Below are 15308 nucleotides of genomic sequence, written 5' to 3' on the forward strand. Positions count from 1 at the left end.
CCGCGCTACTCGCCGACTTTGACGACCTGGTCTCCACTGCTTGACGCCGATAGGAGCATCCCGGCCAATTCCGCGCTTCCGCCCCGGGGCAACTCCGCGCTTCCGCCCCGGGGCAATTCCGCGCTTCTGCACGATCGGTGGCGGGTGAGCATTGCCACACAGGGAAGGCTCGGCTAACTTAGGCGTGCCTTCCCGTCCTGCACCCTGGAGCGCGCCGTGTACGTGTGCATCTGCTTCGCCGTCACCGAGACGGAGCTGACGAACGTCATCTCCGCCGGCGCGCGCAGCGAGGAAGAGGTCGGCGACGCGTGCGCCGCCGGCACCGGCTGCGGCAGCTGCCTGGACCGGATCTGCGACCGGATCAGCGCCGTCGACCCGCTGCACGGCCTGCGCGTGGCCACCGCCGACGCGGCCTGAGAACGGCAAAAGCCCAGGTGAGCCTCCCCTCGCTAAGGGTGGCCTGAAGAGGTGGCACCCCCTCGGCTCCGGCTAGCCTCGACCCAGCCGGACCCCAGGAGGAGCACCATGCACGGCGACGCCCGAGTTCTCCAGCTGCTCAACGAGCAGCTCACCAGCGAGCTGACGGCCATCAACCAGTACTTCCTGCACGCCAAGATGCAGGAGAACTGGGGCTACACCAAGCTCGCCGCGTACACCCGCAAGGAGTCCATCGAGGAGATGGTCCACGCGGAGCGGATCACCGAGCGGATCCTCTTCCTCGAGGGCCTGCCGAACTACCAGAAGCTGCTGGCCCTGCGCATCGGGCAGACGGTCCGCGAGCAGTTCGAGGCCGACATGGCCGTCGAGCTCGAGGTCGTGGAGCGCCTGCGCCCCGCCGCGGCCTACTGCGACGAGGTCGGCGACCGCGTCACGAAGAACCTCTTCGAGGAGATCCTCCACAACGAGGAGCAGCACATCGACTACCTCGAGACCCAGCTGCACCTCATGGAGACCCTCGGCGAGCAGCTCTACCTCGCCGGGCAGGTGGAGCACCCCACCCACAGCAACGCCTGAGCGTCTCCGGCTGACGTCCGGCCTGCACCCTCCCCGGGTGCGGGCCGGACGTGGCACGTTCCGGCGCCCTCACCGACCTGACGCCGGCCCAGCTCGGAACTGTGCACTCCCCCACCGCACCCGTGGCCCGGGAGGTGGAGACGTGCACATACAGAGCCACGTGCCCCGCCCACCCCGGCGCAGTGCCCCCGGACCGGCCGGGCCGGAGACACCGGCCGACGGGTCAGCGGCCGATGAGCCCGGCGACGACGTCCGCGGCCCGCTCCACGCCCGCCCGGTCGACGTCCAGGTGCGTGACCAGCCGCAGCCGGCGGGCGTCGACCTGGGAGACCAGCACGCCCCGGGCCTTCGCCGCCTCGGCGATCATCGGCGCGGCGACGTCCTCGACGACGACGATGTTCGTCTCCACCCGCGCCGGGTCCACGCCGATCCGCTCGGCCAGCAGCCGCGCGTGCTCGTGGTCGTCGGCCAGCCGCTCGACGTGGTGGTCCAGCGCGTACAGCCCCGCGGCGGCGAGCACCCCGGCCTGCCGCATGCCGCCGCCCAGCCGCTTGCGCCACAGCCGCCCGGCCGCGATCCGCTCGGCGGACGCCACCAGCACCGAGCCCACGGGCGCGCCCAGGCCCTTGGACAGGCACACCGACACCGTGTCGGCGAGCCGCCCGTAGGTGGCCAGGGGCACGCCGGAGGCGACCGAGGCGTTGACCAGCCGCGCACCGTCGAGGTGGACGGCGACGCCGTGCTCCCGGGACCACGCGAAGAGCCGCTCGAGCTGGCCCAGCGGCTGGACGAGGCCGCCCCCGCGGTTGTGCGTGTTCTCGACCGCGATGGCCGCCGTCGCGGTCAGGTGCCAGTCGTCGCGGCCGCGGGCCTGGGCCACCAGTTGGTCGGCGTCGAGACGGCCGCCGGTGACCACCGTGCGGGTGGAGATGCCGAAGACCGCCGCGGCCGCGCCCATCTCGTAGGTGACGACGTGCGCGTCGGCGTCGCAGAGCACCTCCTGGCCGGGCTCGCAGACCAGGCGCATGCCGATCTGGTTGCCCATCGTCCCCGAGGGCACGAACAGCGCCGCCTCGTGACCGAGCAGATCGGCGACCCGCTCCTCCAGGGCGCGGACCGCCGGGTCCTCGCCGTAGACGTCGTCGCCGACCTCGGCCTCGGCCATCGCCCGGCGCATGCCGGGCGTCGGCCGGGTGACGGTGTCGGAGCGGAGGTCGACGAGCGGGTCGGCGGGGTGGGCCGGGGAGCCCACTAGCCGCGCAGCATCTCGGCCACGAGGAATGCCAGCTCCAGCGACTGGCCGGTGTTCAGCCGCGGGTCGCAGGCGGTCTCGTACCGGCTGTTGAGGTCCTCGTCGCTGATCTCCATGGCGCCGCCGAGGCACTCGGTGACGTCCTCACCGGTCAGCTCGACGTGGATGCCCCCGGGCCAGGTGCCCAGCGAGCGGTGCACGTCGAAGAAGCCGAGCACCTCGTCGACCACGCGGTCGAAGTGCCGGGTCTTGTAGCCGGTCGAGGACTCGTGGGTGTTGCCGTGCATCGGGTCGCACTGCCAGACGACGGTGTGCCCGCTGGCGGTGACCTTCTCCACGATGGCCGGCAGGACGTCGCGGATCTTCCCGTTGCCCATCCGGCTGATCAGCGTCAGCCGGCCCGGCAGCCCCTCGGGGTCGAGGCGCTCGACGAGCTCGACGGCCTGCTCGGGCGTCGTCGTCGGGCCGATCTTGACGCCGATGGGGTTGGCGATCTGCGAGAAGAACTCGACGTGGGCGCCGTCCATCTGCCGGGTGCGCTCGCCGATCCAGACGAAGTGCGCCGAGGCGGCGTAGGCCCGGCCGTCGTGCATGCGCGTCAGCGCGCGCTCGTAGTCGAGGATCAGGCCCTCGTGGCTGTTGTACAGCTCGACCCCGCGCAGCGCGTCGGAGTCGATGCCGCAGGCCTTCATGAACGCCAGGGCCCGGTCGATCTCCCGCGCGATGACCTCGTAGCGGACGCCCGCCGGTGAGGTGGCGACGAAGTCCTTGTTCCAGTCGTGCACCGCGTGCAGGTCGGCCAGCCCGCCGCGCGCGTAGGCCCGGATCATGTTCATGGCCGCGGCCGAGTTCGCGTAGGCGCGCACCAGCCGGCCCGGGTCCGGGATGCGCTTGTCCATCACCGGCTCCAGCGCGTTGACCATGTCCCCGCGGTAGGAGGGCAGGCCGAGGGCGTCGGTGTTCGAGCTGCGCGGCTTGGCGTACTGCCCGGCGACCCGGCCGACCTTCACCACGGGGACGCTGGCGCCGTAGGTGAGGACGACGGCCATCTGCAGCAGCGTGCGGGTGGTGCTCTGCAGGTGCGGCTCGGTGTTGAGGTCGAAGGTCTCGGCGCAGTCGCCGCCCTGCAGCAGGAAGGCCCGGCCCTGGGCGACCTCGGCCAGCTGGGCGCGCAGCGTGTCGACCTCGCTCGGCGCCACGATGGGCGGCACCGTGGAGAGGGTCTCGAGGACGTCGTCGAGCGCGCCGCGGTCGGGCCACTTGGGCTGCTGGGCGGCGGGCAGCTCCCGCCACCGGTCCAGATCGGGGACCAGCTCAGCAGATTCGGTCAGGCTCACCGCTCCAGAGTACGGCCCCCCGGCCACGCCCCGGGGCACGCCCCGAGCTCGCGCCAGGACCCCCGCGGCGGGGCCGTCAGCCGAAGAACACCTCCACCTCGGCGTACCTCTCCAGGGGCACGAGCTTGAGCCGGGCCGTGGCGTCGGCGATGGGCACCCGCACGATGTCGGTGCCGCGCAGCGCCACCATCACCCCCGACGCCCCGTCGTGCAGCGCGTCGACGGCGGCGAGCCCGAACCGCGTGGCCAGCACCCGGTCGAACTGCGAGGGCGTCCCGCCGCGCTGGACGTGCCCCAGCACGACCGCCCGCGCCTCCCGGCCGGTCCGCTCCTCCAGCAGCGCCGCCAGGGCCGCGCCGATGCCCCCGAGCCGCACGTGCCCGAAGGCGTCGAGGCCCCCGTCGGCGGTGACCAGCGTGCCCTCCGCCGGCCGGGCGCCCTCGGAGACGACCACGATCGGGGAGTAGCCGCTCTCGAAGCGGTGCCGGCAGTGCGCCACCACGGCGTCGACGTCGAACGGGCGCTCGGGGACGAGGACGACGTTCGCGCCACCGGCCATCCCGGCGTGCAGGGCGATCCAGCCCGCGTGCCGGCCCATGACCTCGACCACCAGCGTGCGGTGGTGGCTGTCGCCGGTGGTGTGCAGCCGGTCGATGGCCTCCATCGCCACCCCGACCGCGGTGTCGAAGCCGAACGTGTAGTCGGTGCCCTCCAGGTCGTTGTCGATCGTCTTCGGGACGCCGACCACCTGGACGCCCGCATCGCCGAGCCGCGCGGCGACGCCGAGGGTGTCCTCCCCGCCGATGGGCACCAGCGCGTCGATGCCGCGCCGCCGGAGGGTGGCCCGCAGCCGCTCCGCGCCGTCGTCGGAGGCGAACGGGTTGGTGCGCGAGGTCCCCAGGACGGTGCCGCCCCGGGGCAGCAGCCCGCGGACCGCGGCCAGGTCGAGCGCGACGGCGTCGTCCTCCAGCACTCCGCGCCAGCCGTCGCGGAAGCCGACCACCTCGTCGCCGTGGACGTCGACGGCCTTGCGCACGACCGCGCGGATGACCGCGTTGAGCCCCGGGCAGTCGCCCCCGCCGGTCAGGATGCCGATCCGCATGCGCTGCCTCCGGGAAGGATCCGGGCCGGTCGGGAAGTTGACGAGGGTCATGATGCCGCAGCCGCCCACCTCCGTCGCATGACCGCCGTCCTCGCCGTCACCGGGGCCACCGGCGGTCTCGGCCGCCGGGTCGCCGAGCGGCTCGCCGCCGCGGGCGCGGAGCTCCGCCTCGTGGTGCGCGACGCCGGCCGGACCCGGTTCCTGCCCGGCTCGGAGGTGGTCGAGAACCCCGGCGGCTACGCGGACGGCGATGGGTTCGCCGCGGCCCTCGACGGCGTGCACACCCTCTACCTGGTGTCGGCGGCCGAGGCCGAGGACCGGGTGCAGCAGCACCGCACCGCCGTGGCCGCCGCCGGGCGCGCCGGGGTGCAGCGCATCGTCTACACCTCGTTCCTCGGGGCCGCGCCGGACTCGGTGTTCACCCTGGGCCGCCACCACGCCGCCACGGAGGAGGCGCTCGCGGCGAGCGGGGTCGCGTGGACGGCGCTGCGGCACTCGCTGTACGCGGACTTCGTGCCGTCCCTGGCCGTCGTCGGGCCGGATGCCCGCGCGGTCATCGCCGGGCCGGCCGGCAGTGGGCGGGCGAGCTTCGTGTCGCGGGACGACTGCGCCGACGTCGCCGCCGCCGTGCTCCTGGACGACTCCGGCGCCTGGGACGGTCGGACCCCCGGCGTCACCGGGCCCGAGGCGCTGACGCTGGCCGAGGCCGCCGCCGTCGTGAGCGCGGTCGCCGGCGTCCCGGTGGACTACCGGGAGGAGACGGTCGAGCAGGCGTGGGCCTCCCGCCGGCCGTCCGGGCACCCGGACTGGGAGATCGAGGGCTGGATCAGCAGCTACACGTCGATCGCGGCCGGCGAGATGGCCGCCGTCACCGACGTCGTCGCCACGGTCACCGGGCACCCGGCGCGCACCCTCGCCGAGCAGCTGCGCGCCCACCCCGAGGACTGGGCGGCCCTGCGCCGCTGACGTCAGGCGCCCTGCGCCGCCTCGATCGCCCGCCAGCGCTCCAGGTTGTAGCGGGCGTCGACGAGGGCGTCGTGGGTGCCGGCCGGCTTGGGCGGCAGCGCCGGCTGCCCGGCGTCGTCCCAGCGCTGGCGCAGCTCGCGGGTGAACCGCGGAACCGCCCGGGGCAGCGCGGGCATCGCGCCCCAGAGCTGGGCGAGCGCGACGTGGTCGTAGGCGGCGAACCACGCCCACAGCTCGATCTCCTCCCCCGGCCCGGTGAGGAAGGCCAGGAGGTCGTCGCGGATCTGCTTGCGACTGCGCCAGGCTCGGTCGGCCGGCGGCGGCAGCTGCTCGAGCACGTTGCGGCGCACCCACGGCACGGCCCGGCGGTCGTCGAACTCGGTGCTCACCGCGTAGAACTCGCGGCCGGCCTCGTCGACCACCCCGATCGAGACGAGGTCGATCGTCGTCCCGTCCTCGATGAACTCCGTGTCGTAGAAGAACCGCCGCACACTCACGGGCCCACGGTAGAGGCGTCGTGCGGCGGCCCCGGTTCCGTCCAGCTGTCCCGCACCGCGACCGCCTCCACCTCGACGAGCTGGTCGGGACGGCCCAGCAGCGTCACCCCGACCAGCGTGCTGGGCGCGGCGTGCGCGCCGAGGGCCGCGCGGACGACGTCTTCGGCGGCCACGAGGTCGCGGCGGTCGGTCGTCGCCACGAACACCGTCGTCTTCAGGACGTCGCGCAGCCCGGCCCCGGCGCCCTCGAGGGCGGCGACCAGGTTGGCCATCGCCTGGCGGGCCTGGCCGGCGACGTCGCCCACCGCGACCGTGACCCCGTCGGCGTCGACCGGGCAGGCGCCGGCGGTGAAGACCATGCGCCCCGGATCGCTCACGGCCGCGTAGGCGAAGCGGGCGGTGCCGGTCAGGCCGGGCGGGCGGACGAGCTCGATACCGGAGGCCACTCCCCGATCCTCGGGCACACCCGGCCGCCTGTCGCGCGGAGGCCCTGCGCCGCCCCGGGCCCGCCGCTAGGTTCGCCGGCATGCCGGTACTCGCCATCGACGCAGGGACCACCGGGGTGACGGCGCTGGTCGTGGGCTCCGACGGCGGCGTCCTGGCCCGCGGCTACCGGGAGTTCGCGCAGCTGTTCCCCCGCCCCGGGTGGGTCGAGCACGAGCCGGAGGACATCTGGACGGCGACGCTGGCCGCCTGCCGCGAGGCGCTCGGGCGCACCGACCGGACGCCGTCCTGCGTGGGCATCACCGATCAGCGGGAGACCGCCGTCGTCTGGGACCGGCGCACGGGCCGGGCCCCCCGCCCGGCGATCGTCTGGCAGGACCGGCGGACGACCGGCATCTGCGACCGGCTGCGGGCGGCCGGGCACGAACCGCGGATCGCCGAGCTCACCGGGCTTCGGCTGGACCCGTACTTCACCGGCACGAAGTTCTGCTGGCTCGCGGCCGAGGAACCGCGCCTGTGGGACGGCGTCCGCGACGGATCACTGGCCCTGGGCACCGTCGACTCCTACCTGGTGCACCGGCTGACCGGCGGCGCCGCGCACGTCACCGACCCCAGCAACGCCAGCCGCACCCTGCTCTACGACCTGGCCGCGGGCGACTGGTCCGACGAGCTGTGCGAGCTGTTCCAGGTGCCGCGCTCGGCGCTGCCCGACCTGGTGCCCAGCTCCGGCGTCGTCGGCACCACCGACCCCGACGCGTTCCTCGGGCTGGCGCTCCCGATCGCCGGCATCGCCGGCGACCAGCAGGCGGCCCTCTTCGGCCAGGCCTGCTTCACCCCCGGGACGAGCAAGTGCACCTACGGCACCGGCTCGTTCGTGCTGACCAACACCGGGACGACGCCGGTGCGCTCGCAGGCCGGCCTGCTCACCACGGTCGCCTGGGACGTCGGCGACGGCCTGGTCTACGCCCTGGAGGGGTCGATCTTCGTGACCGGCGCCGCCGTGCAGTGGCTGCGCGACGGCCTCGGGCTGATCGACTCGGCGGCCGAGATCGAGGGGCTGGCCCGGACGGTGCCCGACTCGGGCGACCTCGTCTTCGTGCCGGCGCTGACCGGCATGGGGGCTCCGCACTGGGACCCGCACGCCCGCGGCACGATCGTCGGCATCACCCGCGGCACCACGCGGGCGCACCTGGCCCGGGCGACGCTGGAGGCCATCGCCTTCGAGGTGCGCGACGTCGTCGACGTCATGGTCTCCGAGGCCGGGCTGGCGGTGCCCGAGCTGTCGGCGGACGGCGGGGCGAGCGCCAACGACCTGCTCCTGCAGCTGCAGGCCGACCAGCTCGGCGTCCCGGTGCGCCGCCCGCGGGTCACCGAGACCACGGCGCTGGGGGCGGCCTTCCTCGCGGGCCTGGGCACCGGGGTGTGGGCCGGCCAGGACGAGCTCGCCGCGACCTGGGCGCTGGACCGCCGCTTCGAGCCCGAGGACGGGCGCCGGGACGACGGCCGGCACGACCGCTGGCGGGAGGCGCTGGACCGGGCCCGGCAGTGGACGAGCTGAGGAACGCGCCGGTTCCGGAGCGTCCTTGACCTGCCCGGATCCCCTCCCTACGGTGCGCTGAACGCGGTTCGGTCCCGGACCGTCGGACGCACGAAGGGGTGCGCAGTGGGACGACGTCTCGTGCTGGCCGTCGGCTGTCTGGCCCTGCTGGCGGCGAGGTGCAGCGACTCCGGCTCCGCCGACGACGACGGGGCGGGCGACACCGGCGCGTCGTCGGCCCCCGCGAGCCGGACGCCGACCGTGACGCAGGCCACCGTCTCCGACGCGCTGCCGGACGGGTTCACCCTCGCGTCCAACCCGACGATCGACTACGGCGCCCTGGGCTACGAGCAGGTCGAGTACCTCCTCGACGGTCTGGCGACGGCCCACGTCCCGGCCGGGCCGCTGTCGGAGGACGGGAAGTGGATCGTCACGGCCGGGGAGGAGGCGCCGTACACCACGCGCGTCGTTGTCACCCGGCCCGTGGACCCCGAGGACTTCAACGGCACCGCGCTCGTGGAGTGGCTGAACGTGTCCGGCGGCGTCGACGCCAGCCCCGACCTGACGCTGACCCACGTCGAGCTGACCCGCAGCGGCTACGTGCACGTCGCCGTGTCGGCCCAGCAGGTCGGCCTCGACGCCACCAGGACCGCCGACCCCGAGCGCTACGCGTCGCTCTCCCACCCCGGCGACAGCTACTCCTACGACATCTTCTCGCAGGCCGGGCAGGCCGTCCGGCTCGACGCCGACGAGCTGCTCGGCGGCCTGCAGCCCGAGCGGGTCATCGCGATCGGCGAGTCGCAGTCGGCCATCCGGATGACGACCTACATCAACGCCGTGCACCCGGTCGCCGACGTCTACGACGGGTTCCTCGTGCACAGCCGGTACGGCCGGGGCGGCGCGCTCTCCCAGGCGCCGCTGGAGCAGATCGACACCCCGCCGGCCGTCCGCATCCGGACCGACCTCGACGTCCCGGTGCTGGTCTTCCAGACCGAGACCGACACCGACGCCCTGCAGGCCCGCCAGGACGACAGCGACGTCTACCGGCTCTGGGAGGTCGCCGGCACGGCGCATTTCGACTCCTACGGCCTCGCCCTCGGCGCGACCGACGAGGGCGACGAGGCCGGCGCCACCGCCTGGTTCGACGCGATGCGCGCGCCCAGCACCGAGCCGATTCCCGGCTTCACCTGCGCCCTCCCGGTCAACGCGGGCCCGCAGACCTACGTGCTGCGCGCCGCCGTCGTGGCGCTCTCCGAGTGGGTGGCGACCGGCACGCCGCCACCCAGCGCGCCCCGGCTGGAGGTGGTCAGCACCGACCCGACCGCCCCGGAGTACGCCGTCGACGAGCAGGGCATCACCCTCGGGGGCATCCGCACGCCCGCCGTCGACGCCCCGGTCGCCGTCCTCCGCGGCCTGGGGCAGCCCGCCGGCTCGGCCGACTCCCTCCAGCGGTTCTGCCGCCTGTTCGGCACGACCGTCCCGCTGACCACCGAGCAGCTCACCGAGCTCTACCCCGACCACGACGCCTTCGTGGCTGCCTGGGAGGAGTCCCTCGACCGGGCCGTCGAGGACGGCTACGTGCTCGAGGCGGACGCCGAGCTGCTGCGGTCGGTCGCCGAGAACGCGGCGGTTCCCAGCTGACGCGCGCTCAGACGGGGGTGACCGGCGCCTTCTCCTCGGTGCCGTGCACCCGCTCGGCCCGCCGCGCGCGCCGCCGGTCCAGCCACAGCATCGCGGGGCCGGCGGTGATCCCGTGCACGACGACGGACCCCAGCACGACCAGGACGGTGACCGCCCAGAGCTGCTCGGCCCCCGGGATGTCCGCCTCCTCCAACCCGTAGGCCAGGTAGTACAGCGAGCCGACGCCCCGGACGCCGAAGAACGCGATGGCGTTGCGCTCCCACCGCCCGGTGTCCCCGCCCAGCTGCGCCAGCCAGCCGGTGAGCGGCCGGACCACGAGCAGCAGGAGCGCCGCGAAGACGATCTCGCGCCGGCCGACGTCGTCCAGCACTCCGCGCGCGACCGCGCCGCCGACCAGCACGAGGACGACGACGGTGAGCAGCCGCTCCAGCTGCTCGACGTAGGCGTGCAGCACCTGGTGCCGACCGTGCCGACGCTCGGCGGCGCGCACGGTGCAGGCGCCCGCGAACACCGCGACGAACCCGTACCCGCCGACCAGCTCGGCCAGGCCGTAGGCCAGCGCGATGCCGGCGAGGGCGATGAAGCCCTCCGCGCGCTCGGCCAGCCCGACCCGCTCGGCGGGGCGGGAGAAGAAGAGCGCGCGCAGCGCGAAGCCCACGACGATGCCGGTGCCGACGCCGGCGGCGATCCGCCACAGGACGTCGACGAGCAGCCACTCCCCCAGCCAGCCGCCCGGCGCGAGCCCCGAGGCGGCGACGGCGATGGCGGCGTAGACGAAGGGGAACGCCAGCCCGTCGTTGCTGCCGGCCTCCGAGGTCAGCGCGAACCGCGCCTCGTCCTCGCTCTCGACGTCCTCGCTGGGCTCGGCGACCTGCACCTCGCTGGCCAGCACCGGGTCGGTGGGCGCCAGCGCGGCCGCGAGCAGCATCGCCGCCGCCGCGCCGAGGCCGAGGAGCCAGCCGCCCAGCAGCGCCATCGCCAGGACCGACAGCGGCATCGTGATCGCGAGCAGCCGCCACGTCGTGGACCACCGCCGCCAGCCGACCGGGCGGTCCAGCGCGAGGCCGGCCCCCATCAGCGACACCAGGACGACGACCTCCGTGAGGTGCACCGTCACCGATCCGTGGCGGACGGGATCGGGCGAGGGCAGGCCGTCGATCAGGGCGAAGCCGAGCACCCCGATCCCGACGAAGACCATCGGCATCGACAGCGGCGCGCGGCTCAGCGCCCGCGGCAGGAGTGCGGCCAGGAGGGTCGCGACCCCCGCCGCGGCGTACGCCAGTCCGGTGGGGTCCAGGGTCACGCGGTCAGTGTGGGGTCGCCCGGCCGCCCCGGCCCGGTGAGCGGGGCGGCTCCTCGCCGGGAGCTCGTCAGGGGGTCCGGCGCGTGCCGCCGACGGAGGAGCGGCCGAACTCCTGGCCCTGCAGCGCCTCGATGTCGCGCTCCAGCTGCGGCACCGCCGCGGCGGCGATGCGGGTCATCGCCTTCTCCGCGACGGCTCCGGTGACCAGCTGTCGCAGCGCCGCCACGGCGCCCACCGAGCGCGGCACGAACACCCGCCGCCGCCGGGTCTCGAGGTTGTCGACCAGCGCCCGCGCGCAGTCCTCGACGGAGGTGGACGCACCCAGCGGGCCGGGGAGCCGCCTGCGGGTCGCGGCGAACGTGGGCAGCGCCGCCTCGGTGTCGCGCACCATGTCGGTGTCGATCCAGGTCGGGTGCGCGCTGGCGACCGTGACGCCGCGGTGGGCGACCTCCAGGCGCAGCACGTCGCCGAAGCGCTCGACGCCGGCCTTGGACGCGCAGTAGGCGCTCATCCCGGGCAGCACGGTGAACGCGGCCGCGGAGCTGATCAGCAGCACGTGTCCCCGGCGCTGCGCGACGGCGGGCAGCGCCGCGTGCGCGGTGAGCATCGTGCCGATCAGGTTGACCTCGATGGTGCGGGCCAGCGCGTGGGCGGAGCTGGTCATGACCGTGGTCAGCGGCGCGATGCCGGCGTTGGCGACGACGGCGTCCAGCCCGCCGAAGGTGTCGACGACGCGCCGCACGGCCGACTCCAGGGCGCCGGGGTCGGTGACGTCGCACTCGACCCACAGGTGCTCGGGCCCGAGCTCGTCGGCCACCTGGGCCAGCAGCTCCGGCTCGAGGCCCGCCAGCGCGACGCGGGCGCCCCGGGCGGCGGCCTTGCGGGCCAGCGCGGCGCCGATGCCGCGGGCCGCGCCGGTGATGAGCACCGTCCTGCCCGTCAGCGGTACGCGCGTGCGGGACAGAGGCGCCATCGGGGACTCCCTGGGGCTCGGTGCGCTCGTGTTGAGCACTGCTCAACTCCCGTTGTAGCTTGTTGACCGTTGCTCAGCAAGCCGAGGACCCGTGTGCCGACGACGTCGCACCGACCACCCAGGGAGCGCCAGACGGTGACCAGCACGCTCGACACCCGATCCGATGCCGCCGCGGCGGCCGCCCCTCGCACCGTGCGGGTGGCCGTGATCGGCACCGGCTTCGCCGGCCTGGGGATGGCCATCGCCCTGCTCCGCCGCGGCGAGGACGACCTCGTGCTCCTCGAGCGCGCCGACGACGTCGGCGGCACCTGGCGCGACAACCACTACCCGGGTGCGGCGTGCGACGTGCAGTCCAACCTCTACTCGTTCTCCTTCGCCCCGAACCCCGACTGGCCGCGGTCGTACTCCGAGCAGCCGGAGATCCAGGCCTACCTGCAGGCCACCGCCGACCGCTACGGCGTCCGCGACAGGTGCGTCTTCGGCGCGGAGGTCACGGCGGCCCGCTGGGACGACGCCGCCCGGCAGTGGGTCGTCAGCACCACCGCCGGGGAGTTCCGGGCCACCGTGCTGGTCTCGGCGGCCGGGGCCCTGGCCGACCCGACGTACCCCGACATCCCGGGCCTGGACTCGTTCGCCGGCACCGTCATGCACTCCGCGCGCTGGGACGCCGGCCACGACCTCACCGGCGAGCGCGTCGCCGTCATCGGCACCGGGGCCTCGGCGATCCAGATCGTCCCGGCCGTCCAGCCGCAGGTGGAGAGCCTGGCGGTCTACCAGCGCACGCCCCCGTGGATCGTGCCGCGCACCGACCATCCCGTGAAGCCGTGGGTGCAGCGCCTCTACCGCCGGGTGCCGGGGTTCCAGAAGCTGGTCCGCGCCCTCCTCTACGGCGTCCGGGAGTTCCTCGTCGTCGGCCTGGTCAAGCGGCGGATCTTCCTCCGTCCGGTCGGCCGGGTGGCGCGGGCCCACCTGGCGCGCCAGGTGCGCGACCCGCGACTGCGGGCGGCGCTGACGCCGGACTACACGATCGGCTGCAAGCGCATCCTGATCAGCAACGACTACTACCCCGCGGTCACCGCACCCAACGCCGAGCTGGTGACCGCCGGCATCGCCGAGGTGCGCCCGCACTCGATCGTGACCCGCGACGGCCTCGAGCGGCCGACCGACACGATCGTGCTGGCCACCGGCTTCCACGTGACCGACCTGCCGATCGCCGAGCGGATCGCCGGCCGCGACGGGCGCACCCTCGCCGACGTCTGGGCCGGCGGCATGGTCAGCAACCGGAGCACGACGGTGGCCGGGTTCCCGAACCTGTTCCTGCTGGTCGGGCCGAACGTCGGCGTCGGCCACACGTCGATGGTCTACATGATCGAGTCGCAGGTGGCCTACGTGGACGACGCGCTTCGGACGATGGCCGCCGAGGGCCTGGCCGTCCTGGAGACCACCCCCGAGGCCCAGCAGGGGTACCGCGACCACATCGCCGCCCGGTCGGCGGGCACGGTCTGGCTGGCCGGCGGCTGCGCCTCCTGGTACCTGGACCGCTCCGGCCACAACACCACGCTCTGGCCGGACTTCACCTTCCGCTTCCGGCGGATGACCCGGCGGCTGGACCGCGAGAACTACGTCGGCACGCCCGCCGGCGACCGGGAGGTGGCAGCGTGAGTGGCGTGGGCACGCGGACCCGCGAGCGGCGCACGGGCGCCGTCCGCACCGACGACGGCGCGCTGCTGCACGCCACGATCGACGGCTCCGACGACGCCCCGGTGACCCTGGTGCTGGCGCACGGCTGGACGCTGTCGCAGGCCTCCTGGGACGACCCGGTCGCGCTCCTGGTCCCGCGCATCGCCGCCGGGGAGCTGCGCCTGGTCCGCTACGACCAGCGCGGCCACGGGCGGTCGACCTGGGCACCGGGCGACGACGACCCCGGGGCCGTCACCATCGACCGGCTCGGCCTGGACCTGGGGTGCGTGCTCGACCAGGTCGCGCCCCGCGGCCCCGTCGTCGCCGCCGGGCACTCCATGGGCGGCATGACGATCATGTGCCTGGCCGCGGCCCGCCCGGAGCTGTTCGGCGACCGCGTGCGCGGCGCGTTGCTGGTGTCGACGTCGGCCGGCGAGCTCGGCCCGGCGCCGGGGACCACCCAGGACCGGCTGGCCCGCCGCTTCGCCCCCGGCCTGGTCGCCGCGGCGGTGGGCGGCGCGCGGGTGATCGACGGGCTGCGGCGGCTGGCCCCGCCGTCCGCCCGGCAGCACCGGAGGATCGTCCGGGACCTGCTGTACGGCGCCGACGCGACCGAGGAGATGGTGCGCGCGGGCGCGGAGATCATGCACGCGACGACGGTGCGGGCGTTCGCCGTCTTCTACCCGGCCCTGGGCGACCACGACAAGCGCACGGAGCTGGCCGCGCTCGCCCGCGTGCCGGTGGAGGTCCTGGTGGGCACGAGCGACCGGCTCACGCCCGTGCGGCACGGCCGGAGGCTCGCCGAGGCGCTGCCGCACGCCGGGCTGCACGTCGAGCCCCGCACCGGGCACATGCTGCTGCAGGAGCGCCCGCGGCTCGTCGGCGACGCCCTGGGCCGGCTGCTCGGCGCCGCCGTCGACCGGGTTCCCGCCCGGGCCCTGCCGTGACCTCCCCGGCCCGCCGCCGGTCGGCCGGCGACCGGCGCGCCCAGCTGGTGGCCATCGGGCTCGAGCTGCTGCCCACCACGCCGGTGCAGGAGCTGACCATCGACGAGGTGGCCCGGCGGGCCGGGATCAGCCGCAGCCTGCTGTTCCACTACTTCGCCAGCAAGCGGGACTACTACACCGCCGTCACGCGCGCGGCGGCCGACGTCCTGCGCGAGCACCTGGCACCCCGGCCGGGGCTGCCGGCCGGCGAGCAGGCCGCCGGGATGCTCGAGCGCTACGTCGGATGGGTGGAGACCTACCGCGACGCGCACCTGTCGTTCGTGCGCGGGGCGGCGGCGGGCGACCCCTGGGTCGCCGAGGTGTACGAGGAGACCCGCGAGCAGCTGGTCGACATGGCCCTCGCCGCGCTGGAGCTGCCCGACGACGCGCGGCGCCGGCAGCTGCTGCGCGCGTGGTTCGCGTTCACCGAGGACCTGGTGAGCTCGTGGGTGCGCGAGCCGACGATGGAACGCGGTGAGCTCGTGGACCTGCTGCGCGGCCTCCTCGACCGCCTGCTCGAGAGCTAATCGCGCTCGGGTCCGGTCGGGCGGCCCCCGTGCGCGGTTCCGCCGCGAG

15 protein-coding genes are annotated in these 15308 nt (G+C 74.8%); 8 read left to right on the forward strand and 7 right to left on the reverse strand.

The genetic code is table 11. From position 1 onward, the window contains the following. The first annotated feature begins 216 nt into the window (after nt 1-216). Both BMY88_RS17990 and bfr read left to right on the forward strand, forming a co-directional pair. Nucleotides 217-417, forward strand: a complete 201-nt coding sequence (locus BMY88_RS17990; RefSeq protein ID WP_091946760.1) for a (2Fe-2S)-binding protein — start codon at nt 217-219, stop codon at nt 415-417. A 108-nt stretch (nt 418-525) separates the two neighbouring features. Then, the gene (bfr, locus tag BMY88_RS17995; protein ID WP_091946762.1) at nt 526-1014 is read left to right on the forward strand and encodes a bacterioferritin; all 489 of its coding nucleotides are present in this window, start codon (nt 526-528) and stop codon (nt 1012-1014) included. Between the two features lie 223 nt (nt 1015-1237). Here bfr and BMY88_RS18000 read toward each other — a convergent pair whose 3' ends face one another. From BMY88_RS18000 to BMY88_RS18010, 3 genes are all read right to left on the reverse strand, one after another. Then, nucleotides 1238-2266: a threonine aldolase family protein gene (locus BMY88_RS18000; protein ID WP_244524777.1), complete on the reverse strand. Its 1029-nt coding sequence runs from the start codon at nt 2264-2266 to the stop codon at nt 1238-1240. Continuing rightward, entirely contained in the window at nt 2266-3603 is a 1338-nt protein-coding gene (locus BMY88_RS18005) for a class II 3-deoxy-7-phosphoheptulonate synthase (protein WP_091946765.1), read from the reverse strand. The genes BMY88_RS18000 and BMY88_RS18005 overlap by 1 nt, the downstream gene beginning before the upstream one ends. A gap of 76 nt (nt 3604-3679) precedes the next feature. After that, nucleotides 3680-4705 carry an ATP-dependent 6-phosphofructokinase gene (locus tag BMY88_RS18010; RefSeq protein ID WP_091947119.1) on the reverse strand — a complete coding sequence of 342 codons (1026 nt, stop codon included), beginning with the start codon at nt 4703-4705 and terminating at the stop codon, nt 3680-3682. A gap of 78 nt (nt 4706-4783) precedes the next feature. Between BMY88_RS18010 and BMY88_RS18015 the strand changes: the two genes are divergently transcribed. Then, entirely contained in the window at nt 4784-5671 is an 888-nt protein-coding gene (locus BMY88_RS18015; RefSeq protein WP_091946768.1) for an NAD(P)H-binding protein, read from the forward strand. A gap of 2 nt (nt 5672-5673) precedes the next feature. Here the strand turns inward: BMY88_RS18015 and BMY88_RS18020 are convergent, their stop codons facing one another. Continuing rightward, nucleotides 5674-6168 carry a polyadenylate-specific 3'-exoribonuclease AS gene (locus BMY88_RS18020; protein ID WP_244524778.1) on the reverse strand — a complete coding sequence of 165 codons (495 nt, stop codon included), beginning with the start codon at nt 6166-6168 and terminating at the stop codon, nt 5674-5676. Further along, nucleotides 6165-6614 carry a RidA family protein gene (locus BMY88_RS18025; protein WP_091946775.1) on the reverse strand — a complete coding sequence of 150 codons (450 nt, stop codon included), beginning with the start codon at nt 6612-6614 and terminating at the stop codon, nt 6165-6167. The genes BMY88_RS18020 and BMY88_RS18025 overlap by 4 nt, the downstream gene beginning before the upstream one ends. Before the next feature lie 80 nt (nt 6615-6694). On the opposite strand from BMY88_RS18025, the gene glpK reads away from it, so the two are divergent. Then, nucleotides 6695-8170 (forward strand): glycerol kinase GlpK, encoded by a 1476-nt coding sequence (gene glpK / locus BMY88_RS18030; protein ID WP_091946778.1) that lies wholly within the window; start codon nt 6695-6697, stop codon nt 8168-8170. 105 nt (nt 8171-8275) lie between these two features. After that, nucleotides 8276-9790, forward strand: coding sequence for an alpha/beta hydrolase domain-containing protein (locus tag BMY88_RS18035; protein WP_139220514.1), 1515 nt, complete (start codon nt 8276-8278; stop codon nt 9788-9790). Nucleotides 9791-9797: 7 nt separating this feature from the next. Here BMY88_RS18035 and BMY88_RS18040 read toward each other — a convergent pair whose 3' ends face one another. Together BMY88_RS18040 and BMY88_RS18045 are read right to left on the reverse strand one after the other, a co-directional pair. Further along, nucleotides 9798-11093 carry a cation:proton antiporter domain-containing protein gene (locus BMY88_RS18040; protein WP_211435708.1) on the reverse strand — a complete coding sequence of 432 codons (1296 nt, stop codon included), beginning with the start codon at nt 11091-11093 and terminating at the stop codon, nt 9798-9800. 67 nt (nt 11094-11160) lie between these two features. Next, the gene (locus BMY88_RS18045) at nt 11161-12066 is read right to left on the reverse strand and encodes a short-chain dehydrogenase/reductase (RefSeq protein ID WP_091946784.1); all 906 of its coding nucleotides are present in this window, start codon (nt 12064-12066) and stop codon (nt 11161-11163) included. Between the two features lie 135 nt (nt 12067-12201). On the opposite strand from BMY88_RS18045, the gene BMY88_RS18050 reads away from it, so the two are divergent. The 3 genes from BMY88_RS18050 to BMY88_RS23490 are packed head-to-tail and all read left to right on the forward strand — an operon-like array spanning nt 12202 to nt 15259. Then, nucleotides 12202-13728, forward strand: a complete 1527-nt coding sequence (locus tag BMY88_RS18050) for a flavin-containing monooxygenase (RefSeq protein ID WP_244524779.1) — start codon at nt 12202-12204, stop codon at nt 13726-13728. 5 nt (nt 13729-13733) lie between these two features. Then, nucleotides 13734-14693, forward strand: coding sequence for an alpha/beta fold hydrolase (locus BMY88_RS18055; protein ID WP_170861168.1), 960 nt, complete (start codon nt 13734-13736; stop codon nt 14691-14693). Then, nucleotides 14690-15259 (forward strand): TetR/AcrR family transcriptional regulator, encoded by a 570-nt coding sequence (locus BMY88_RS23490; RefSeq protein WP_139220515.1) that lies wholly within the window; start codon nt 14690-14692, stop codon nt 15257-15259. The genes BMY88_RS18055 and BMY88_RS23490 overlap by 4 nt, the downstream gene beginning before the upstream one ends. Nucleotides 15260-15308: the final 49 nt, after the last annotated feature.

It is taken from the genome of Trujillonella endophytica, assembly GCF_900110555.1.
GTDB classification, from domain to species: domain Bacteria; phylum Actinomycetota; class Actinomycetes; order Mycobacteriales; family Geodermatophilaceae; genus Trujillonella; species Trujillonella endophytica.